At 47.7% G+C, this 20,792-nt stretch carries 24 protein-coding genes; 7 read left to right on the forward strand and 17 right to left on the reverse strand.

Annotated elements, in window-relative coordinates:
• Positions 1–48: 48 nt before the first annotated feature.
• The 6 genes from flgI to DYD21_RS01545 form a co-directional block, all read right to left on the reverse strand.
• A complete protein-coding gene (gene flgI / locus DYD21_RS01520; protein WP_199535441.1) occupies positions 49–1,203 on the reverse strand; it encodes a flagellar basal body P-ring protein FlgI in 1,155 nt (384 codons plus the stop codon).
• Positions 1,204–1,223: 20 nt separating this feature from the next.
• Positions 1,224–1,844 (reverse strand): flagellar basal body L-ring protein FlgH, encoded by a 621-nt coding sequence (locus DYD21_RS01525; protein ID WP_116031207.1) that lies wholly within the window; start codon positions 1,842–1,844, stop codon positions 1,224–1,226.
• Complete coding sequence (flgA, locus tag DYD21_RS01530; protein WP_116031210.1) at positions 1,826–2,569, reverse strand: flagellar basal body P-ring formation chaperone FlgA; 744 nt, start codon at positions 2,567–2,569, stop codon at positions 1,826–1,828. The genes DYD21_RS01525 and flgA overlap by 19 nt, the downstream gene beginning before the upstream one ends.
• Before the next feature lie 19 nt (positions 2,570–2,588).
• Complete coding sequence (flgG, locus tag DYD21_RS01535) at positions 2,589–3,383, reverse strand: flagellar basal-body rod protein FlgG (protein WP_116031213.1); 795 nt, start codon at positions 3,381–3,383, stop codon at positions 2,589–2,591.
• Between the two features lie 23 nt (positions 3,384–3,406).
• On the reverse strand, positions 3,407–4,147 hold the full coding sequence (locus DYD21_RS01540) for a flagellar hook-basal body protein (RefSeq protein WP_116031215.1): 741 nt from the start codon (positions 4,145–4,147) through the stop codon (positions 3,407–3,409).
• Between the two features lie 162 nt (positions 4,148–4,309).
• Positions 4,310–4,594: a hypothetical protein gene (locus DYD21_RS01545; RefSeq protein WP_116031218.1), complete on the reverse strand. Its 285-nt coding sequence runs from the start codon at positions 4,592–4,594 to the stop codon at positions 4,310–4,312.
• Between the two features lie 10 nt (positions 4,595–4,604).
• Between DYD21_RS01545 and flhB the strand changes: the two genes are divergently transcribed.
• The 7 genes from flhB (at position 4,605) to DYD21_RS01580 (ending at position 11,619) form a co-directional block, all read left to right on the forward strand.
• On the forward strand, positions 4,605–5,681 hold the full coding sequence (gene flhB / locus DYD21_RS01550; RefSeq protein WP_116031219.1) for a flagellar biosynthesis protein FlhB: 1,077 nt from the start codon (positions 4,605–4,607) through the stop codon (positions 5,679–5,681).
• A 9-nt stretch (positions 5,682–5,690) separates the two neighbouring features.
• Positions 5,691–7,808, forward strand: a complete 2,118-nt coding sequence (gene flhA / locus DYD21_RS01555; protein WP_116031222.1) for a flagellar biosynthesis protein FlhA — start codon at positions 5,691–5,693, stop codon at positions 7,806–7,808.
• Positions 7,805–9,370 carry a hypothetical protein gene (locus tag DYD21_RS01560; protein ID WP_116031224.1) on the forward strand — a complete coding sequence of 522 codons (1,566 nt, stop codon included), beginning with the start codon at positions 7,805–7,807 and terminating at the stop codon, positions 9,368–9,370. The genes flhA and DYD21_RS01560 overlap by 4 nt, the downstream gene beginning before the upstream one ends.
• A gap of 13 nt (positions 9,371–9,383) precedes the next feature.
• Positions 9,384–10,175, forward strand: coding sequence for a P-loop NTPase (locus DYD21_RS01565; RefSeq protein ID WP_158551375.1), 792 nt, complete (start codon positions 9,384–9,386; stop codon positions 10,173–10,175).
• Between the two features lie 18 nt (positions 10,176–10,193).
• Complete coding sequence (locus DYD21_RS01570) at positions 10,194–10,427, forward strand: hypothetical protein (protein ID WP_147303463.1); 234 nt, start codon at positions 10,194–10,196, stop codon at positions 10,425–10,427.
• A 2-nt stretch (positions 10,428–10,429) separates the two neighbouring features.
• The gene (locus tag DYD21_RS01575; RefSeq protein ID WP_116031231.1) at positions 10,430–11,194 is read left to right on the forward strand and encodes a sigma-70 family RNA polymerase sigma factor; all 765 of its coding nucleotides are present in this window, start codon (positions 10,430–10,432) and stop codon (positions 11,192–11,194) included.
• A 182-nt stretch (positions 11,195–11,376) separates the two neighbouring features.
• On the forward strand, positions 11,377–11,619 hold the full coding sequence (locus DYD21_RS01580; RefSeq protein ID WP_116031233.1) for a hypothetical protein: 243 nt from the start codon (positions 11,377–11,379) through the stop codon (positions 11,617–11,619).
• Between the two features lie 189 nt (positions 11,620–11,808).
• Here the strand turns inward: DYD21_RS01580 and DYD21_RS01585 are convergent, their stop codons facing one another.
• The 11 genes from DYD21_RS01585 to DYD21_RS01635 all read right to left on the reverse strand — a co-directional run bounded on the left by DYD21_RS01585 (position 11,809) and on the right by DYD21_RS01635 (position 20,710).
• Positions 11,809–12,288 carry an OsmC family protein gene (locus DYD21_RS01585; RefSeq protein WP_116031235.1) on the reverse strand — a complete coding sequence of 160 codons (480 nt, stop codon included), beginning with the start codon at positions 12,286–12,288 and terminating at the stop codon, positions 11,809–11,811.
• Positions 12,285–13,235, reverse strand: a complete 951-nt coding sequence (locus DYD21_RS01590) for a GNAT family N-acetyltransferase (RefSeq protein ID WP_116031238.1) — start codon at positions 13,233–13,235, stop codon at positions 12,285–12,287. Before DYD21_RS01590 ends, DYD21_RS01585 begins: the two co-directional genes overlap by 4 nt.
• 879 nt (positions 13,236–14,114) lie before the next feature.
• Positions 14,115–14,900 (reverse strand): flagellar biosynthetic protein FliR, encoded by a 786-nt coding sequence (gene fliR / locus DYD21_RS01595; RefSeq protein WP_116031240.1) that lies wholly within the window; start codon positions 14,898–14,900, stop codon positions 14,115–14,117.
• Between the two features lie 48 nt (positions 14,901–14,948).
• A complete protein-coding gene (gene fliQ / locus DYD21_RS01600) occupies positions 14,949–15,218 on the reverse strand; it encodes a flagellar biosynthesis protein FliQ (RefSeq protein ID WP_116031242.1) in 270 nt (89 codons plus the stop codon).
• 59 nt (positions 15,219–15,277) lie between these two features.
• On the reverse strand, positions 15,278–16,102 hold the full coding sequence (gene fliP, locus DYD21_RS01605) for a flagellar type III secretion system pore protein FliP (protein WP_199535442.1): 825 nt from the start codon (positions 16,100–16,102) through the stop codon (positions 15,278–15,280).
• Positions 16,099–16,653 carry a flagellar biosynthetic protein FliO gene (locus DYD21_RS01610; protein WP_116031244.1) on the reverse strand — a complete coding sequence of 185 codons (555 nt, stop codon included), beginning with the start codon at positions 16,651–16,653 and terminating at the stop codon, positions 16,099–16,101. Before DYD21_RS01610 ends, fliP begins: the two co-directional genes overlap by 4 nt.
• Positions 16,653–17,648 (reverse strand): flagellar motor switch protein FliN, encoded by a 996-nt coding sequence (gene fliN, locus DYD21_RS01615; protein ID WP_116031246.1) that lies wholly within the window; start codon positions 17,646–17,648, stop codon positions 16,653–16,655. Before fliN ends, DYD21_RS01610 begins: the two co-directional genes overlap by 1 nt.
• 2 nt (positions 17,649–17,650) lie before the next feature.
• Entirely contained in the window at positions 17,651–18,586 is a 936-nt protein-coding gene (locus DYD21_RS01620; protein WP_116031249.1) for a flagellar motor switch protein FliM, read from the reverse strand.
• 27 nt (positions 18,587–18,613) lie between these two features.
• The gene (gene fliL, locus DYD21_RS01625; RefSeq protein WP_116031251.1) at positions 18,614–19,105 is read right to left on the reverse strand and encodes a flagellar basal body-associated protein FliL; all 492 of its coding nucleotides are present in this window, start codon (positions 19,103–19,105) and stop codon (positions 18,614–18,616) included.
• Positions 19,106–19,112: 7 nt separating this feature from the next.
• The gene (locus DYD21_RS01630) at positions 19,113–19,868 is read right to left on the reverse strand and encodes a flagellar motor protein MotB (protein ID WP_116031254.1); all 756 of its coding nucleotides are present in this window, start codon (positions 19,866–19,868) and stop codon (positions 19,113–19,115) included.
• Positions 19,832–20,710 (reverse strand): motility protein A, encoded by an 879-nt coding sequence (locus tag DYD21_RS01635; RefSeq protein WP_116031256.1) that lies wholly within the window; start codon positions 20,708–20,710, stop codon positions 19,832–19,834. The genes DYD21_RS01630 and DYD21_RS01635 overlap by 37 nt, the downstream gene beginning before the upstream one ends.
• Positions 20,711–20,792 lie beyond the last annotated feature (82 nt).

The following is a 20,792-nucleotide window of genomic DNA, read 5'->3' on the forward strand; positions in this document are numbered from 1 at the left end:
TTTAATCTTTGATTTATCGATTTGAGAGTCCTTCAAATGCCTCAAAATTTACATCACTATTAATTTTCCGCGCATAGCGCCGGCCTGTTCAACTGCCTGAAAAATGGAGATGATATCCCTTGGGCTGAGGCCGAGTGAGTTCAGCGCGCCGGATAGTTCCTGAACGGTTGTATTCGGTTCAAGCAGAAGTGTCTGCGCCGACTCCTCACTAATTCCAACTTCCGGTACGGGAACCGCGATGGTTTCACCGCCGGCAAACGGCTGGGGCTGGCTCACGAAGGGCGTTACCTGCGTGCGCACCTGGATGTTTCCGTGAGCGATCATCACATCATCAATTACAATTTTTCCGCCGGCAACAATGGTTCCCGTTCGTTCATTTATCACCACACGGGCAGGCGTATCCACCTGGATCTCTTGTTCCAGCACGATGCTTGTAAAAATGTTCATATTGCCTCTGTCCCGAAAAGCTTCCGGCCACTCCACCCGAACCAGGCCGGCGTGGTGCACGTAGGCCAGGTCTTCATCGAATGTTTCGTTAATGGTCTCCACAATACGGCGTGCATTGGTGTAATTCGGGTCACGCAGCACAAGCCCCAGAGGCTGGTCCGTATCGTGAATATGTTCGTTATTTCCCTCTACAAGTCCTCCGCCCGGAATGGTTGCCGTGAGCGTCTGATTTCTGGACACCCTGGCGCCGGGAATTTCTGCTGTAATTCCGCCAACAATAAGAGCCCCCTGCGCTTTGGCAAAAACCTCATCGTTACTGGGATCAAAAAGCGGAGTCTGCAAAAGCACACCGCCCTGAAGACTGCTGGCATCACCCAATGATGAAACGGTTACATTAATTTCACTTCCCGGTGCGTGGTAAGGCCCCACTGATGCGGTAACCATTACCGCCGCCACATTTCGGGTTCGAAGCCGGTCGGAATCTACATTGATTCCAAAATTCTCAAGCATGTTTGCGATCGACTGCACGGTAAACACGGCACCCCGGCTGCTAATGGTTCTATCACCGGTCCGGTCGAGGCCTGTAACCAGTCCATAACCAATCAGCTCTTTACGCTGTGCGTGCTGAATTTCTACAAGATCTGTAAGTGGTGTTGTCTGCGCAATCAACTCTTCTGCGGTCAATAGAAAAGAAAGCATCACAAGAAGGAATGCGGCGCCACGGCCAGAGATGAATGTTCGATTATTACGTTTCATGCGTATCTATTTCCGATTGATTAGTTCAATATGATGGCTGCGCCGAGTGCTACACCTACTCCGCCGAGCACAACCCGGCGAATCAGTCCGCGGCGTTTGGTGAGTGACTTCACTGCCCCTTCCTGCTGATAGCTGATATTGGCATTGGCCACCCGGTATGAAAGCACACGGTTCTGGCTGTCCACATCCCGGGAACGCACGGTACCGGTCAGATTCATTTCGTGGGTCTCGCCGTTAATTTTGGTGATTCTTGTTCCCTCCACGATCAAATCGCCGCTGGGTGTGATTTCAACAATCTGAACACTCATCAAACCTTCGAGCAGCTGACGCTGACTGGACAGATTTCTCTCATCCGATCCGTAGTTCACGCGGGCGTCTGATCCAAAGGTGGGTTCAAACGGAATAAAATTACCGGAAACTGACCCTGAGGCACTGCCATTTGCGTTGGAAGAAGTCCTGGCATCAGCGGTGGAGCTTCCCGAAATATTTTCTGTTAAAATGATGGTGATGATATCGCCCACCTGTCCCGCTTTCACATCGCTGAAAAGAGAATGTTGCGCCATTGCTGCGGGCGCTGAAAGAAGTAAAGCGGTGAAGATCACCGCGGTGAACATCGTTACTTTTACTGAGTTCTTATCCATAATGCTATCCCCGGGCCGCTAACTCTGCCCACGTATCGTTTTCGTGTATCTTTATTGTAAATGATAATCTCTTCATCCTGAGCCCCGCTTTGACGGGCTTCTGCTTCCATCTCAATTCTCACTCCGTTCTGCTCAAAAATCAGCCGGATGACGTCGCCCGCCTCAACAAGGTATTCACTGGTGATATCGGCGTAGCGCACGGGCTGGCCGTTTGCGAGTGTCCTGCGAACGGTTTTGCCGTCCAGATCGTGAACTGAATCCACAAGCTGCCCGCGGTCGTTCGGGACATTCACCCATCGCATATCGAGGTCGTTTTCTGCGATCCTTTCACCGCCCGGAATTCGGCGGTTTGCCACCGGGAGTTTTCGTTCGGTGTCGACAAGAAGCTGGATCTGTGCTGATCGCAACTGGTTACGGTCCATATATGAAACCGTGAAATTTGTGTATCGCTCAATGCCGCCTTCGGGAGTAACCGACCGGATCTGGCCGCCATCAACCCGCTGCAGGCTTCCCGGAATCCATCTCGGCGAGAGACTGAAACGGTACCGCTCCATGTCGTATATCTCTTCGATCGACCGGAGCGCTTTTTCAACAATCACATCCTGAGAATCAGATATTCCAGCCTTATCCGGGCTCAATATAGCAAGGGCGGAATGTTGTGAATAGTTCACCTCCGTTCCGTCTTGAACTGTTTGATAAACCGGCATCAGGCTAAATAGAATCATCAGGAGAATCACGGTGCGATTATCGTTTGATCTGGTTTGTCATTGACATCATATCTTCGGCGGTTTGAACCATTTTTGAGTTGGTTTCATATGCCCGCTGAGCTTCAATCAGCCGAACCATTTCGTTCACAATGTCTACGTTCGACTGCTCCAGGAATCCCTGGCGAATCACGCCAAAACTCTCCATTCCGGGGTTTCCGTAAAACGGCATTCCCGATGCTTCGGTCTCGGCAAAAAGGTTATCACCGCGAGCTTCGAGGCCGCCCGGGTTCACAAATTTTGCCAGTTCAATCTGCCCCAACTCAATCACAGCGCCATCTCCGGCCATCTGTGCCGTTACAATACCGTCCTGTGAAATTTCTACAGCGATGGCATCCTGTGGAATTTCAATCTGATCTGCCAGCGGGAGTCCGGAATTGTTCACCATCATGCCGGTAGAATCGCGGTTGAAATTTCCATCACGCGTGTAGGCCATTGAACCGTCGGGCATCTCCACCTGGAAAAATCCGGATCCGCTAAGTGCAAGATCAAGCGCGTTACCGGTTTCCGTAACGGAACCCTGCATAAAGTTTCTGATCGTTGCTACTGCGCGTGAACCGTGGCCGATCTGCAGCTGAGGGCCATCATTCGAGACCCGGTTTGCTGAAGATCCGTGCTTTGATGAAGCTACGTTTTCGTAAAACAGATCCTGAAACGCAACGGTTGTTCGCTTATACCCCGTGGTGCCAACGTTGGCCAGGTTATTCGCGATGTTGTCTACCGATTTTTGCTGGGCACTCATTCCAAGTGCACCTGTTGTTAGTGCTCTAAACATATGTTACCTGTCTGTTTTAGTGATTAAAATCTTCCGAGTGTGGTTGTCGCCTGTGCAAGTGTTTCGTCTGTGGTTCGCATGGCGCGCTGCTGGGCTTCGAACATTTGTGAATTTTTCATCATGTCAACCATTTCGCTCAGCGGCTCCACATTCCCTTTCTCGTAAAAACCCTGCATGACGTTGCTGTTTCCCGATACTTCTACAAGAGAATTTGGCGGAGCTGAAAAGTAGTTGCCACCCTTACGCTCCAGATTAGACGGATCGTTTACATCCACAATTCTGAGTTTGTCATACACTTCGTCGTTCAGACGAATGGTGCCGTCTTTCGCTACTTCCAGCTTTGCGCCGCCATCATCACGGCCGATCGCCTGGAAATATTCCGGAATATGGACTGCTCCTCCCGAACCGATTACATTTGCTCCCTGGCTGTTTCTCAGGTAGCCGTCTGAATCAATATGGAATCGCCCGTCACGGGTCAGAAAGGTTTGTCCGTCTTCCTGGACGGCAAAAAAGCCGCTGCCATCAATTCCAAAATCGAACGCATTTCCTGTTGGCTCGAGAACGCCCTGCTGCAGGTTAATCTGCTGCATAGGCACGGGTTTTGTAACCTGACGGCCATCTACCTGTTCGGTGATGAGCCGGTGAAACATCTTACTCCCTTTATATCCGGGTGTATTGATGTTGGCAAGGTTATCCGCAGTGTTATCCTGTGCTCTTGTGAGCATCTGCATAGCCTGCATCTGAGCCTGAAATCTGTCGATCATTATGCTATCTTTTTATATGGGTCTTATTTATTTGCCGTCTGATGCACTCCGCTTTTGAGCAGGCGCATCAGGATGATACACGGGGTTACTCATCAAATTCTGTGCCACGAGCTGTATCCCGGCTCATCTCCCAAATCCCAGTTGCACAGAAAACAGGCTTCATCAGTATTGAATCACGATTATCACGCCTATAAACTTTTTATGATTCATGGTTTGTGCGCAGATTACTGTCGCATACTGAATCTGCTTCAACTTTCCGCGGATGCAGAAACTTTTTCCTGATTTGCGGAAAGAGCGGACCTGACGGCTCGTAATACCTGATGGAAATCTTTTCCTCCCGATGGATGATTTATCCCGCTCCGGCACCCATCGCACCTCTCCTGGAGCCTGCTGCGCGGCGTTCATCTGTGGTACTGTATTTGAAAGGAGTACGTGCAGATGATCCATTTGAATAGTTATGTCTGACCAGAAAAGCGACCAGGAAAAAACCGAGGAACCCACGCAGCGCAAGCTTGAAAAAGCTCGCGAAGAGGGGAATGTTAGCGTAAGCAAGGAGGTATCCTCCGTGATGCTGATGGTAGTTTCTATTATGGTTTTTGTGGGATCCGGCGGGTTTATGTACGGAAAGCTGGAGCAGCTCTTCGAAACTTTTTTAATCAACTCCGGCACTGCGCTTGAAAATGAAGAGCACGCCATGGAGTACCTCGAACAGGCGATGTGGCTCGGTTTTGAGATGATGGCCCCGGTCCTGGTTGTACTTATGGCAACCGCCCTTATTGTAAACGTGGCCCAGACCGGTGCTGCATTCAGCACAAAGGCAATCCAGCCGAAAGCGAGCAAGATCAACCCGGTAAACGGAATCAAAAAAATCTTCTCGATGAAGGGCGCCGTAGAGCTGGTCAAGGGATTTTTAAAGCTCTTCATCGTTTGCATCGTGGTTTATTATACGGTACGAAATGACATCAATCATTTCCTCTCATTTGTGACCAAACCGATGAGTTACAGCATTGCCGAATCGGGAACGTATGTGCTGATGTTTGTGGGGCGGATCCTGGCGGCGCTCTTTATCCTGTCTATCGCAGATGCCGTCTACCAGCGGTTTCAGCACAGAAAAGATCTGCGGATGACCAAGCAGGAAGTGAAAGATGAGTACAAGCAGACGGAGGGAGATCCGCACGTAAAAAGTCAGCGGAAAAAAATGGGGATGTCGTTCAGGCAGCGAAAACGGCTCGACCACGCCGTACTCAACTCCGATGTTGTGGTCACAAACCCTACTCACTTTGCCGTAGCCCTGAGATACGACCCGGATAATAGCGACGCTCCCGTGGTGATGGTGAAAGGGCAGCGGCTGAAAGCTCTGCGAATTAAAGAGCTCGCAAAACATTATGGCATACCAATTGTAGAGAACAAGCCGGTGGCACAGGCGCTTTTTGCCACCGCCGAGGAAGATGAGTACATCCCGGCAGATCTTTATAAAGCTGTAGCTGAAATTCTCGGCTACGTCTACAAACTGAAGAATAAATCAAAAGTATAACATCAGCTGATGGCAGGTACAGGTAAAGGATTTAGTTTTGACACAATGAAGGGGATGTTTTTTCAGACGGATGTTCTGATTTCCTCAAGCATCATCATGATTCTGATGATCATGATTGTCCCCTTCCCGGCATCGCTGATGGACTTTTTCCTGGCACTGAGTATATCGCTCTCGCTGATTGTCCTCCTCGTTGCCTTCTACACGCTGAAACCGCTCCAGTTTGCCGTATTCCCCGGTATGCTGCTGATCCTCACTCTGTTCAGGCTCTCCCTGAACGTGGGTACCACCCGCCTGATATTAAGTGAAGGCTATGCCGGGTCCGTTATTGAATCGTTTGGTGGTTTTATCGTAAGGGGAAATTTTATTATCGGGATCATTATGTTCTCGGTGCTGGTGATTATCAACTTTGTGGTGATTACCAAAGGTGCCACACGTATTGCAGAGGTGGCCGCACGATTTACACTCGATGCCATGCCGGGTAAACAGATGTCGATTGATGCCGATCTGAGCGCAGGACTGATTACCGACCAGGAGGCGAAACAGCGCCGCGAAGAAATTTCACGTGAAGCGGACTTTTACGGGGCGATGGACGGTGCGAGTAAATTTGTTCGGGGGGATGTCATTGCCGGCCTTCTCATCACATTTATCAATATTATAGGCGGCCTGATTATCGGGACCGCACAGCAGGGAATGGGCCTTGCCGAAGCGGCCGAACTTTACACGCTGCTGACCATCGGCGACGGCCTGGTATCGCAAATCCCCGCCCTTCTGATCTCCACTGCTGCCGGTATCATTGTATCGCGGGCAGCATCTGAAGGAAACCTTAGTGAAGAGATGACCGGACAGGTTCTTGGCAATCCAAAAACCGTAATGATCGGTGCCGTTTTTATCTTTTTGATTGGTGCTCTCCCCGGCCTCCCGCTGATTCCATTCTGGACGATCGGCTTCATCTTTGTTTTAATCGCATACACCAAGCACAAAACTGAGACAATTGAACAGATTGAATCGGATGAACAGCAGATAAAACAGCTTAAAGGTGATGCCGAGGCGGAAGATAAAGTAGAAGATTACCTCCTGCTCGACACGCTGGAACTGGAAATCGGCTACAGCCTGATCCCGATGGTAGAGAAGGAACAGGGCGGCGATTTGCTGGAGCGGATGACATCACTCAGAAAGCAGCTTGCGGCCGAACTCGGCATTATCATCCCGTCTATTCGAATTCGCGACAACGTTCAGCTTGATGCCAACCACTACGTGATCAAAATGCGCGGAATCGTACAAGGCGAAGGTGAACTGCTGCCGGGCTACCATCTCACGCTGCTGCCGGCCGACTTTAAGCCCGATATCCAGGGAATTGAAACCAAAGACCCGACCTTCGGCATGGATGCCATCTGGATCAGCGGAAAAAATAAGTCACAAGCGGAAAAATATGGTCTTTCTGTGATTGAAGCAGGTGCGGTTATCACCACACATTTGATGGAAGTTCTGAAGAAAAATGCCCACAAACTGGTTGATCGCCAGATGGTGCAGCGCCTGATTGACAATATTAAAGAGAATCATCCTGCACTTGTGGAAGAGCTGATTCCCGACGGATTAAAAATTGGCGACATCCAGAAGGTGCTCAAGCGGCTGCTGCGTGAGCGTGTTCCTGTAAAAGACCTGGTTACGATTCTTGAAACACTTGCTGATCACTGCCAGAAGACCAACAACACCGATGTACTGAACGAGTATTGCCGTGCAGCCCTCGCAGAAACGATTACGCGTCAGTTTGCTACCGATAGTAATGAAGTGGTGGTTGTGATGGTAGATTCAAACCTTGAATCCCACCTGATCGGCCAGGCACAGCAGGGAAGCCTCAATTCCAATACGCTGGGTCTTACACCCGATATGGTTGAGCTTCTTTATCAAAATGCGTCGAAGGTGTTCGACTCCATGATTCGCCAGGGATACGATCCCGTACTGCTCACATCACCGGTCCTCCGGTTCACCCTGTTCGAGTTTCTGGCACCAATTTTGCCAGAATTGAATGTGTTGTCATACAATGACATCAGTTCTGATGTACAGTTTAAAACGTTTGACAGAATTAAGATTCAGCAAGCCGAAATTGAACAGCCTACACCCGCATGATACTTAAGAAATTCTTAGGGAAAACAATCGACGCCGCCAAGAAAAGCGCGCAGCTAATGTATGGAGATGACTTTGTGATTCTCGACAGCAATAGCGACGACAGTAAAGGCAATGCCGGAATTACGGTTGCTGTAGGCAAGAAAGAGAATGCGAATGAGGAGCAGAACCCGAACGACAGGCATCAATCTGCATCACGTGAACAAAAACAGAACGGGAATGGTGTGAGCTTTGAACGAACCCTGGACCAGGCTGCCGAGTCTTCGGTCAGTAAAAACCTGGAAAATCTGCGGCGATATGCGGAAAAAAATGCACCTCTGAATGGAAAAAATATCGGTTCGGATGAGGAAGATTCCGAATCCGAAAACCGATCAGAAAAAAAATCTGAAAAAACTGCGTTTACTCCGGGCGGATCAAAACCGGGCAAACTTCAGCAGAATGGGCAGGGCGTTTACAGCCGTGCGAATGTGAGATCATCTTTCTCACAAAACACACAGAATAACAGAAGCGACGACAGCAGAAAAGAGATCCCGGAAACAGAAGAATCTTCTGCCCCCCGACAGACTTTTACCCCGACACCAGCGGCTGAATCACGGAAACCTGAAGAAAACAGCCTGCTTTCGAAATTTGATAAGTCGGGCCCGAAAATCAACCGCACGACAAATACCTCTACCGTGCCGTCATCTAAACCGCGGCGTGAGGAGCGCGAGATTACCGCACTCCACAAACGGTTTGATAAACTGGAGGCCCTGCTCGATTCATCACTAATCAGTTCCAACCTGGATTACGCTTCGCATCCTGCGTTTCAGCAGCTGGTACAGACCGGGATCAGCACAAGCGTGGTTGCCGGCTGGTTCAGCGAGATCATCAAAGAGGGAATTGACCCCTATGATCAAACCACCATTTTTATGTCAAAATTGTCTGGCATCATTCGCGAGGCAATCCGCTGTGAAACCGATCGCAAAACACAAAAGTACCTGCTCTTTGCCGGGCCATCCGGATCGGGGAAAACCCATTTAATCATGAAGCTGACCCAGCACCCCGATTTTATGAAGCAGAAGAAAATTGCGGTTGTATCGATGGCTCAGTCATCCCCCGACATGCCGTATTACACTATCCTCGAGCCGTTTTGCCGGGATCATGACATTCCTTTTTACAGCGTAACCACCGGTGTTGACGTAACCGAAATGCAGGAAGAGTGGGAAGAATATGATCACATTTTGATCGACACTCCATCCATCAGCACGCAGCAGGAGAACTCCTTCAGGCGATACTGGAAAATGCGTCAGGTTTTCGCATCGGTAAAACCGCTGGAAGTTCACTATGTGGTGAATGCATCACTCAACAAATTTTATTTCAAAGAGTCATCGGCCGTCAACCACCCGCTGCAGCCCGATTATATCGCCATCACGCACCTGGACGAAGTTTCCCAGTGGGGACCCATCATTCCATTTATGAAAGAGATGGGGTGTCCGTCGCGGTATGTAAGCAATGGCGAAACGCTGCCTGACAGCCTGCACAGGTTCGACCCTACCTGGTTTGCTCAAAATGTGCTTAAAAACTGATATCCATATGAGAATGAATAACCAAACAGAAGGACCATTTGTACTGTCTGTGATCAGCGGCAAAGGCGGCGTTGGCAAAAGCATGACCAGTGTAAACCTTTCGGAGATGTTAACCCTAATCGGTTTTAGTGTGGCGCTGATTGATGCCGATATCGGCCTTTCCAACTGCGCCACTCTGCTGAATGAGCAGGTGCACGGAAGTGTGGCCGGCTGGATCCGCGGAGAGAACGGACTGGAAGATCTGCCGCAGGATGCCGGCGGAATTACACTGATCACCGGTTCTGATGATCCCGCGCACCATACATTTGATCCCGACCTGATGGTAGATGCACTCGACCAGATTGTGAGCCATCTCTCGGCAGATTACGACTTTATTATTATCGACACACCGGCGGGAGCGGGAGAAATGACTCTCTGGGCGCTCGACCGTGCCCATGTTGGCACCATAATTCTTGTGGATGAGCCTACCGCCATTTCCGATATCTATCGCCTCTGCAAATATGTGTACTCCATCGACCCGGGGTTCAACTTTGCCGCGGTGGTCAATTTTGCTGATGACGAGGAATCAGCCGAAAGCACCTGCAAGCGATTCAACCATATTCTCGATTACTTTTTGAAAAAGCAGGTGAATTACCTGGGCTTTATCCCTGCAAGCATTGCGGTAAAAAATTCAGTGAAAGATCAGCAGACGCTGCTGCAGTCGAACCCAGGCGACCCGATACTCGATGAACTGCGCTTTATCGCAGAAAATGTAGCCGGCATGGCAGGTAAAGTGCCGCAGCGCGCAGAGAAACCAGTTTTATAATTACAAAGACAGAAAATCATGTTAATCCGACTTATTACAGTGATCTCTCTTTTCAAATTTATGTTGCTTCTGATAGCCGGAAGCAACCCGGATGTTGCTCTCTACAGAAGTCTCATAGTTTTTATGATCCTTTTTACAGTGGTGTACCTGGGAATTTTTTTCCTGAACATCATTCAGAACAACTCCAATATAGAAGAATCCACTGTGCCCGGCATGAAGGAAAATAAGTCAAAAACCAAAGAAGAGGGGTAGATATGAGTAACTTATCGCTACAGGAAATCGTTGATTCATTTTGCAAGCATCCGGCACCGGGGCTTCGAAATTCAATCATCAGTAAATCGATGCCGCTGATTCGCAGCATCATCGGAAAAATTAACCGTCCCGATCAGCCGCTGACACAGCGCGAAGATCTGGAAAGTGCGGGGATCAGCGGATTGATCCAGGCACTCGACACGTACGACTGCTCGAAAAATATCCAGTTTAACACGTTCGCCTACTACAGAATCCGTGGCAGTGTGATCGATTACCTGCGAAAAATTGACCAGCTTCCGCGTAAACAGCGTAAGAATTATGGTCAGGTTCAGGAGGTAATCCAGAGAAAATCGCAGGAGCTTGGCCGTATGCCAAGTGAGGATGAAGTGGCCAGTGCACTCGATATGTCTCTGGATGAGTATCATCAGCTTCTGACGTATGTTCAGCAGCGAAATGCACTTTCACTGGACAACACTTTTGATGAAGATTCCGGCACCTATTATGAAATCCATGCTGATCCGGATAGTGTAACGCCCGATCACAATATGGAGCGTAAAGAAGTTGCCGAAAGCCTGAAGAAAAAAATCGGGCAGCTTGATGAGCGCGACCGTCTGATCTTAACACTCTATTATTATGAAGATATGACCATGAGTGAAATTGCGCTATTGCTTGAACTTTCAGAAGCGCGGATCTCACAAATCGTCGGTAAGCTCCTTATTCAGCTTAAGCAGGATCTTATGCACGAGGAGGTGTTCCAAAGCATCTAACCCGTGTTACAGAGTCACAGAGCCAAATCTTAATAAAGTCTAACGCCCCGGCGATTCAGTTTGCCTTGATTGGACCGATAATATGATTATACTTATCGCAGTAAGTTAATCATAAAGATTTTGCTGCGATCGTAAGTCAGCGTTTGATTAGGCGATCACCAGCAATAGCATGAAATAATGTTATGGCTCTTATATCAAAAATATCGAGATTAAACCGTATCCCGGAGCTTCTGAATAAAAAAAGAGATGCAGAAAGGGATGCCAAACAACGCAGGGAGAATGATGCCCGTCGACCCGTGTTTTCGCTGAACGAACGCCCATCACGCAAACGCTCCCAGGAGATTTCCGGGGCAGAAGTGTTTCGCATTCAGACCGCTAAATCCCTTCGCGAAGGAATCGGCCGAAATGTAGATCTTTTCGCTTGAAAAGAAGTTTCGTCTTTGATAGATGTATCAAACCCACATCAATTATAAGATTGAACTGAAGTACAATTCAATCATCTTATCAGTTTAACCAACGTCATTGCGGGCATCGACCCGCGATCTCCCATCATCGGTAAACCGACATTTTTCCATTCACGCTCAAAACTCTCCTTTTCCCTTCATTAAAATCTTCTACAAATTCCCCGTCTCGACTTCAACAACCGGCTGATATTCTACCGGGAAAGCACAGGAGTTGGCAATAAAACATTTTTTACCGGCCTCTTTATGCAGCTCAATAGCTTTCTGCTGCTTTTCGGCCGACTGTATTTTCACTTCTGGATGAAGCGTTACATTCACAAACTTTCCGCTGCCATCCGGCTGCTCCTCCATTTTTCCCATGGCCTCATCCCGATACTCCGTCACGATAATGTCATGTACCGAACAAAGATGCAGATACCATAACATATGGCACGCTGAAAGTGAAGCCAGGAAGAGATCTTCCGGGTTATGCTTTTCCGGATCACCCCGAAACTGCGGATCAGCACTTCCATTCAAATCCGGTTTTCCCTCCACTTCTACCAGGTGATCGCGGCTGTAGGCCCTGTAACCCGAAGTTCCATTTCCAAGATTTCCGGTCCAGACAATGTTTGCCCGGTATGCATGCTGTTTCATCTGTTTTTCCTGTTTTGAAATTGAGATCGGTTTCGCTGTATGGAATGATAGTGTGTATGATTTTTATAATAGAGCAGCCATTCGGTCAGTGTTAATTCTCCATTTATTTCGTGGATGATTGTATTGCTAAACTGATCCGGCTCAAGTGCTGTCAGCAGCCGGTAGTTTGCGATTCTCAAATGTGAAAAAAGTTCGATTGCTTCTTCCCATGGACGGTAATCACCCAGGATTTTATCGGTCCATACATCCTGATCCCAATCAAACACATGCTTTCCGGGCTCAGCAACAAATCGCCTCAGCCGCACATAATTATTCGCTTCGCTGTCGGCGAGGTGAGCAATTTGCTGATGAACAGACCAGCTTTTTTCATCCGGGCGATAATGGAGTTCCTCCGTTTTAATGGTGCTCAGCAGATTTTTAAGAAGTTCAGGAGCGGCACCATACTCTTCAATCCAGACGTTCCGTTCCTTTGTTATAAAATCTGTTTTCAAATATTTTTCCATTGCGGTGGAACACCTGCAGTCCCGGCTTTTGTAAAATGGCGTTTCGGTGAATCCAAACCTGCGGTACAACAGAAATGCAGGGCGAAGTTTCAGCGGATCGGTAAAAAGCACCATCCGGCCGGCATTCATTTCCAGGGCTTTTTGGATAGCGGCGTTCATCAGTTTTGTCCCGATTCCGTTTCCCCTGGCAGATTCCTGCACCGCCATTTTAGTCAGCTCAAGATCATCGTTCAGCGGTTTCAGGGCTACAACTCCAACCGGAGTGCCGTCCAGTTCTGCCGCCAGAATCGCCCCGCCCTTCTCAATGATCTGTTCAACAGGGTATTTCAGAACGTTGATATCTTCATCACTGCAGCCAAAATCTTCCAGCCAAGACATATTTAAATCGCAGAAAGCATTTCCGTGCCGGCCGGCATCAAACGGTACAATGTTGGGTGTTTCCATGATCTGTTTTTGATTTAACTGTAATTGGTGATCTAAATTCTGTGATCAGCTAAACTGCTGATGTATTATTTGAAATAGGTCATAAAATAGATCGATCAAACAACGAGCCTTATTTTTTTACCTCGAGGACACGATGGCGCGAAGGATCACGAAGAAGAATTTATGATTTTAAAACATTTCGTGAAACCATCGTGTTTTCGTGAATTCTCCGGGAAGTGATCACGCAGAAAAATCCCCTCCCCGAAGGAATCGGGACCATGTGTGGCTTGAGAGGGGAAATGGATTTGAAAACTGCGGAACGCAGATTTTCAAACCGAGGGGTGTGTTGATAGGGTAAGAAGCCATAATACTGCTACAGTTTTATCAAGGCTCCGGGGAACACACCCCTGAATACCCTCTCGAGAGGCTGTGAGAATTTACCCTCTCATTTGAAGGCATTTATTATTTTTTAAGGTATGAAAGCTTGTATTGAAGCTCCCCTCCCTATCAAGTCCCGTTAGGGCGCGATAGGGAGGGGACGGGGGTGGGTAAGAAAGTCTGGGAGCTGAGAAAATTCACAATCAAATATATGAGCCATTTATTTTTACCACGAAGGCACAAAGTCACGAAGATACACGAAGTTTAATAGAATCAAACAAATCCAATTCGTGAATCTTCGAGCCCTCGTGGCTTTCCCCTGGGGATCCCTTGCGGGGCGTGGTGAATTTTATAATTCTCAATACGTATTGATACGTTATTTTCTCACATCCTCTCGAGCCACACTTGATCCCGATTCCTTCGGGGAGGGGACTTTATGACTGTCGCTTCAAATACAGTGTGCCAGCTGGTGACACTATGCTGATTGCGATTGTTGCTTAAGGTAGATTTGAATAGCTGAATTTAAGGCATCGGCATCATCAAACCGACAAACTCTTCCAGGAAATCGAACATTCGGGTGAACATCATTTCGAACGCTACCGGCAGATAAGGTGCTACGAGATAGAGCAGGATAAACCCGGTCCCGATTTTAATCGGCAGCGCGATAAACATAATATTGGCCTGCGGCATGATGCGGGCAAAAATTGCGAGTGAGAGGTCAATCAGAAAAAGAACAATCAGAAAGGGCGCCGTGATCTGAACGCCAATCACAAACAAGTACGTGGCAAGTTCAAGCATGAACGGACCGGCAAGCTGAATCTCCGCCTGCTGAAGCGGCACGAGTTCAAAACTGTGCACAAGCGCATTCAGATAAATTTTTTCTCCGTCAATTGAGAGGAAAACCAGTACGGCCAGCATGTTGAAGAGATTACTGACAATCGTGCTCTGCTGCTGGGTCATGGTGTCGACCATACTGGCAAAACCGAGCGCGATTTTAAGACTTATCAGGCGCCCGGCAAGTTCAAGACCGGCAAAAATAATCTGCCCCACGAGTCCCAGTGCCGCACCAACAAGAATTTCGATAATAATGGCCGTGAGCAGGAAAAGCGCGCCGGAATCGGTATCGATCAGAACGTTCTGGGCCGGAACTACCGGGTAGAGCAGAACACTGGTGATCAGGGCAAAGAAGATTTTAACCTGGGCGGGAAATGCAGCTGAGCTGAAGTACGGAGCGGTAAGCATCAGGCTGCTGACCCTCACAAAAATAAGGAAGGAAGCCAGTATGTAATCTACAGATAAGATTTCCATGTTAATTCACCTGATACTGCAAACCGATGTTTCGGCTTCCGTGCATTTTTAATTTGCGATCTGGGGTACGAAGTCGAAAATGCGCTGCATAAAATCGATCGCAAACTGAAGCATAAAACCGAACAAAAAGAACAGGATAATTACTACCACGATCATTTTTGGTACGTAACTAAGCGTCATCTCCTGGATTGATGTTGCTGCCTGGAAGATGGCGATTGTCAACCCTACCACAAGCGCACCCGTTAAAACCGGGGCAGAGAGCACAACAACGGCCATCAGCATCTCCTGAAGCCAGTAAATTCCGGTATCAATATTCATACTATCTCGGGTTTTATTTGGCCGGGCAATTCTCTTTTGATTTGCATCCGGCCGTTTCGCTAATTAAAACTTCTTACCATCGACTGTACCAGCAGGTACCAGCCGTCGGTCAACACAAAGACAAGGATTTTAAACGGCAGCGACACCAGAACCGGTGGCAGGAAGATAATTCCCATCGCCAGAAGAATTGAAGCCACCACGAGATCTATCACCATAAACGGCAGGTAGATCATAAACCCGATCTGGAATGCGATCCTAAGCTCACTCATCACAAAAGAGGGCACGACCACAAAAAGGGGCAGATCCTCGATGCTATCCACAGTTTCTATTTCAACCATATCCATAAAAAAGAGCAGATCCTGGTTGCGGGTCTGTGCAACCATAAACTCCTTCAGTGGCACAGCGGCCTGGACCAGTGCTTCCGCCTGGGTCATCTCTTCGTTGATGTACGGCTGGATGGCCAGTTCGTTCACCTGGTTAAATGTCGGCATCATAATAAAAATCGTAAGAAACAGCGCAAGGCCGATCAGTACCTGGTTTGGCGGCGATTGCTGCGTTCCAAGCCCCATCCGCAGGAAAAAGAATACCACGATGATACGTGTAAAGCAGGTCATCATGGTGATGAACGCGGGGCCGAAGGATAGTACGGTAATGAGAATCAGAGCCTGGATGGCCAGGGAGAAATCTTCTGCTTCTCCGCCGATAGAAAGATCGATCTGCGGCAGCGCCTGCAATATCACCGGAAAATTCACCGAAAACGTTGGTGAAACCGCGCCCGCCATCGACATTGCATACGCACCGGCCGGAAAAGCGGCGAATAGCAATCCCATCAGCATAAACGCTTTTGAAAATCTGGATTTTAATATCAGCGTGATAAACTTCACTTTTTCTCTCCTTTAAATAACTTGTAAAAAGTGGATTCTTCGCGGGGCTCTTCCTGTTCTACTTTTTCGGTCCACTCATCCCTGCTGTATCGATGAAGCAGGTTAACGGAGCTTCCGGTAATTCCCATCACCCAGATTTCGTTATTAATCTCTACAATTTTAAGCTGGGCCCCCTGCCCAAGCGGATGTCCGCCGATTTCATTAAAACCGGATTGTTTTGTCGATTTCCCTGATCCGTTTGTTCTCGACCAGAACCAGACCAGCGCAAGCATCCCGATGAGAATTACGAATGTTGTGAAGGCGTTAAAAAAGATGCTCGGGCGCTCGGATTCGGTTCGCTGAGGCCGGCCTTCATTTTGTGTAATTGCGGGCCGAAGTGAGTCGGACTGGGTATGCACCGCTTGTCCGGGACCTTCCATATCCCCGCGGAAATCCATCCGGGAGACCATGATCAGCCACAGTACGAGTAATACGGCGGCAAAAATGAGTACAATTTTGAGAATCTGTTTGGGATCTGTCGATGAGGACGACAGATAGTTTTTTATATCCATTATTGTAATTTGGCTATTCGCTGTCGTGTGGTCACCAGGTTTGCAATTCGAACTCCAAAATGTTCATCGATCACCACCACTTCGCCCTGGGCTATGCAGTGACCGTTCACGAGAATATCCACCGGTTCACCGGCCAGTTTTTCAAGCTCAATTACCGATCCTTTTGCAAGCTGCAGAACTTTACCGAGCGGCAGTTCGATACGGCCCAATTCCACAGACACATCCATCTCCACATCTTTCAGGAGATCCATACTTCGGCTGTCGCCATTATGGTGGCCATTTCCGTTGGATGATTCATCAAAATCTTCGAACTCAATATGGCTTCCGGAAATCACATCTTCCATGGAGCCTATCTCCTCCATCTCTTTGGCTTCTACGGGAGAAAAATCTTTTTCTAAAGGATCCGGTTTTTCTGCAGGAGCTTTTTTATCGGCTTTGGCGGATTCTTCCTGTTTTGGAGCCTCTTCTTCCGCCTCCGGCTCTTCTTCTGCCTCGATAGCTTCCGGATTTCCAACCAGGAAAGCGGCCCGCACATTTTCATCGGCAACACCTTCAATCTCCATTTTAGCGAAGAAATACTCGGTGTGGGCCAGCAGTTTTTCAACTTGTGGATGTGTGAGTACCTGCATCTCCCCGGGCTCAGCTTTCTGCCCGTTCTGTTCAATTCTCTTGATAAGAGTTGCCGACAATTCCGATGAGAATTTTTTCAGCAGGTCCCGGGTAATCTCGTTGTTTTTTTTCTCCTCAACACCAAGCATAATACTGGAAAGCAGTCCGTACCACTCCTCTTCGAGTACAATCAGGCAGTCTGCATTATTTTCCTGGTCTCGGGTAAACAGGAAAATATCGGTTTTTTGTGCGGTATCGAGTACCGATTGTTTCTCCAGCACTTCGGAGGATACGATCTCAATGTGTGTCTCTTCAAGAAGCACAGACGTCAAAAATTTCTCAACGTCCGGCAAATATTTCTGAAATTCTTCTTTCCAGTTTTCCATATCTATACTAATTCCTGTTCGTTAATTTCTTCTATGATTTCAAATATTTTAATAGCTTTTCTTCCCTGAATTAACCCGGGATATGCGACCATTTTCTGAACGTTATTGATTCGAACTTCCAGGGGCTTATCGGTTCGCTGGTTCAGTGGAATGGTATCCCCTTCTTTCAGATCGATGATCTCATTGATCGTTAGCCGTGTGGTTCCGAGCAGTGGCTGAACCCGGACTTTTGCGCTCATTAATGTTCGCTGGTACGATTCGAATTCTTTGGGATTGAGTTTTTCCGTGCTTCCCTGGCTTCCTTTCCGTAAAACAGATTCCTGCATTGCATCTTTCAGAAGGCTGTAGGGATAGGAGATCTGGAATTCCGTTTGTGCCGTACCATTATCGATGATGAATTTTGCGACTATGGTCGGATCAACCGACATCAAATGGATATTTTCCGGCTTGCTCTCGTAGGTGGCTGAATTGATGTGAAAGTCCATGTAGGGTTCCCATGCCGTAACAATCTCGCGATTCACATTTTTCATGATCCGGGAAATGATTTTCTCCTCGATAGTGGTAAGTGTTCGCCTCTCAGACATGTCATCTCCCCGGCCGCCGCTCTGGCGTTCAATAAGATGGATACAGAATCCGGGCGGAATTACCTTAATTACATCACCACCAAGCTCTTTTACCGAAAGGAGATAAATTACACTTGGGCTTTCAATTTTATGAATAAACTCACTAGTTGAAATCTGATCGATTTTCTGCAGGTATACATCTACTTTTTGCCGGAGCGCACTGCTGTAGACCCTGCTCAGATTTCGGGCAAGAACATCATGAAGAGTACGCAGAGTGCGCATTATCTCTTTACTAAAAAGCTTGGGCTGCCTGAAATCGTATGGAGCTACATACTTACGCTTCCCGGGCTTCTGCTTTTGGGGCACTGAGTTCATAGAGGTTATGTCGTTCGGTTGTTTGCATCATTGCATTACATATCTGATGTAATACAAATTGCGTACCGAATGCACACCTATCGCATTATTTGTTACCTCTGCCAGTTCACTGCGCAGAATTTCTCTCTCTTCGAAGGTATTTAACTGATATACTGTCCGGGATGAAAGCACTTCGATCATTCCATGCTTCACTTTCTGAATATTCTTTTCAATCAGCTCTGCATGCTTCTCATCACGTAATTCAAGGTTTACCTGTACAACAAGGAACCTCTGGCCGTTTGATCCGGCGGGATTCACAACTAACTCTTCCATGGTATATGAGCCCGGTGTGGGTGCAAAAAGCCCATCCACAAGCTGATAAACATTTCCGTAATTGTGATCAACAATCTGGTAAGCAAGCACCACCTGTGATGCCAGTACCAGCAGAATCAGGAAATATTTTCCTAAAGGAAGAAATTTTGATCTGCTTTTCTTTTTACTTTTTGCTTCGCCTGTCGGCTTCTTTTTCTTTACAGCCATAGTAGTATTAATCCATTTGATTCAGGCCTTCATGAATTTCCCGGAGTTCACTCTCGGAAAACATGATCGCCGGGTCCTGTGCATCTTGCATCAGACCTTTGTATCGTACATAAATTTCAACGCGGCGATTCAGGCGCCTGCCGCTTGCAGTTTCATTATTTGCAACCGGCCGGTATTCCCCAAAACTGCTCGATTTATACCGTTCCGGCTCCATATCAGACCGCTCCTGGATAAATTTGAGCACAGATACGCTTCGTGCTGCACCCAGGTGCCAATTCGACCGGTAGTAAGAGCTTGCTGCTACCGGTACGGTATCAGTATGCCCCTGCACTTCAGACTCTTCAACCTCGTCATCAAATACAGAAGCCACCTCCGCAAGCACACGCCTTGCTGCCGGCAATAATTCCGAAGATCCGCTATTAAATGTGAGTGAATCACTCAGGGTGATTTTCACACCCTCAGAAATCTCCTCAATATGAACCTGGTCTTCCAGACCTTCACGTTCTAATAAATCCTCCACAACCTGCCACTTCTCCACCACCATCATCCGGTACGAATCTCTGCTTTGTGTATTCTGTTCGAGAACCGAAGTGTTTTCAATCACACCGATAGACCGCTGGAAGTATGACAGAAAATTATCAAACACAGAAACATCCACTCCCGGGGTGAGCATATAAAGCACCACGAAGAATACCAATAACAGAGTGACAAGGTCACTATACGTCATTAACCAGTTTCCAGAACTCTTTTTAGATCGTCCCATTCCTTATTCTGCTGTTCTATCCAGAGTTTATAGAATCTCTCATCTCGTTCCTTGCTGATGCGTATGCCTTCGTGATATTTGATATACTCTGCGCGGCTTTTCGGATCAACATGGATGAGCATTTTTTTCTCCATAATCCGGGGATTCTCACCCTCCAGGATGGAGTTAATACCGGTTCGAAACATCTCCTTTCTGTTCAGGTCGAGCTCGCTGAGGTATTCGAGCTTCCCTGCAAGCGGACCAAAGAACATGTTTGCCAATATGGTACCATAAAGTGTAGTGATAAGCGCAACGGACAAACCGGCTCCGAGCGATTCAGGATCTGAAATATTCTGCAGCATCAGTACCATTCCAATAACAGTACCGATCATTCCAAAAGCAGGAGCATAATCGGCCATCGAATACATCACGTTGATGGAGGTATCAATCTGCCGTTCCCGGCTTTTAATTTCATCACGTAAAATACTATCGAGACTCTCCTTTTTGAATCCATCAACCAGAAGCTGCAATCCGTTTTTCAGGTAGGGATCTTCGATGTGCTGAATATCACTGTCGAGAACCAGCACTCCATCCGACCGTACCCGCCGGGCAAACATACTTAGGAGCTCCATATCGGTACGGAGGTCAACATCTTTCGCACCAATCATACTTAATATTGCGGCGAAGCTCGTTTTGATATTCTCAAAACTGTAGTTAATCATTGTAGCCGCAATTATCCCTCCGCCGACAATAAGAATGGCGGCAAAGCTGGCGAATACAAGGACACTTCCCTGCGTTATAATGGCAAGAAATATCAGTGAAAACCCAAGCGTAAATCCTATGACTGTCGATTTATCTAACATATGAATCTTATCGACTCGCCATTTCGAAACTTAATTTAAAATCAGCCCGATAATATCAGATTTAATGTTAGAGTTTTAAACC

The sequence above is a fragment of the Rhodohalobacter sp. SW132 genome, assembly GCF_003390325.1.
Lineage (GTDB): Bacteria > Bacteroidota > Rhodothermia > Balneolales > Balneolaceae > SW132.

Bases quoted from the DNA above. Each gene is read 5' to 3' on its own strand.
- flgI (WP_199535441.1), bottom strand. From the start codon at position 1,203: ATGAAACGTAATAATCGAACATTCATCTCTGGCCGTGGCGCCGCATTC.
- DYD21_RS01525 (WP_116031207.1), bottom strand. From the start codon at position 1,844: ATGGATAAGAACTCAGTAAAAGTAACGATGTTCACCGCGGTGATCTTC.
- flgA (WP_116031210.1), bottom strand. From the start codon at position 2,569: ATGATTCTATTTAGCCTGATGCCGGTTTATCAAACAGTTCAAGACGGA.
- flgG (WP_116031213.1), bottom strand. From the start codon at position 3,383: ATGTTTAGAGCACTAACAACAGGTGCACTTGGAATGAGTGCCCAGCAA.
- DYD21_RS01540 (WP_116031215.1), bottom strand. From the start codon at position 4,147: ATGATCGACAGATTTCAGGCTCAGATGCAGGCTATGCAGATGCTCACA.
- DYD21_RS01545 (WP_116031218.1), bottom strand. From the start codon at position 4,594: ATGGATCATCTGCACGTACTCCTTTCAAATACAGTACCACAGATGAAC.
- flhB (WP_116031219.1), top strand. From the start codon at position 4,605: ATGTCTGACCAGAAAAGCGACCAGGAAAAAACCGAGGAACCCACGCAG.
- flhA (WP_116031222.1), top strand. From the start codon at position 5,691: ATGGCAGGTACAGGTAAAGGATTTAGTTTTGACACAATGAAGGGGATG.
- DYD21_RS01560 (WP_116031224.1), top strand. From the start codon at position 7,805: ATGATACTTAAGAAATTCTTAGGGAAAACAATCGACGCCGCCAAGAAA.
- DYD21_RS01565 (WP_158551375.1), top strand. From the start codon at position 9,384: ATGAATAACCAAACAGAAGGACCATTTGTACTGTCTGTGATCAGCGGC.
- DYD21_RS01570 (WP_147303463.1), top strand. From the start codon at position 10,194: ATGTTAATCCGACTTATTACAGTGATCTCTCTTTTCAAATTTATGTTG.
- DYD21_RS01575 (WP_116031231.1), top strand. From the start codon at position 10,430: ATGAGTAACTTATCGCTACAGGAAATCGTTGATTCATTTTGCAAGCAT.
- DYD21_RS01580 (WP_116031233.1), top strand. From the start codon at position 11,377: ATGGCTCTTATATCAAAAATATCGAGATTAAACCGTATCCCGGAGCTT.
- DYD21_RS01585 (WP_116031235.1), bottom strand. From the start codon at position 12,288: ATGAAACAGCATGCATACCGGGCAAACATTGTCTGGACCGGAAATCTT.
- DYD21_RS01590 (WP_116031238.1), bottom strand. From the start codon at position 13,235: ATGGAAACACCCAACATTGTACCGTTTGATGCCGGCCGGCACGGAAAT.
- fliR (WP_116031240.1), bottom strand. From the start codon at position 14,900: ATGGAAATCTTATCTGTAGATTACATACTGGCTTCCTTCCTTATTTTT.
- fliQ (WP_116031242.1), bottom strand. From the start codon at position 15,218: ATGAATATTGATACCGGAATTTACTGGCTTCAGGAGATGCTGATGGCC.
- DYD21_RS01610 (WP_116031244.1), bottom strand. From the start codon at position 16,653: ATGGATATAAAAAACTATCTGTCGTCCTCATCGACAGATCCCAAACAG.
- fliN (WP_116031246.1), bottom strand. From the start codon at position 17,648: ATGGAAAACTGGAAAGAAGAATTTCAGAAATATTTGCCGGACGTTGAG.
- DYD21_RS01620 (WP_116031249.1), bottom strand. From the start codon at position 18,586: ATGAACTCAGTGCCCCAAAAGCAGAAGCCCGGGAAGCGTAAGTATGTA.
- fliL (WP_116031251.1), bottom strand. From the start codon at position 19,105: ATGGCTGTAAAGAAAAAGAAGCCGACAGGCGAAGCAAAAAGTAAAAAG.
- DYD21_RS01630 (WP_116031254.1), bottom strand. From the start codon at position 19,868: ATGGGACGATCTAAAAAGAGTTCTGGAAACTGGTTAATGACGTATAGT.
- DYD21_RS01635 (WP_116031256.1), bottom strand. From the start codon at position 20,710: ATGTTAGATAAATCGACAGTCATAGGATTTACGCTTGGGTTTTCACTG.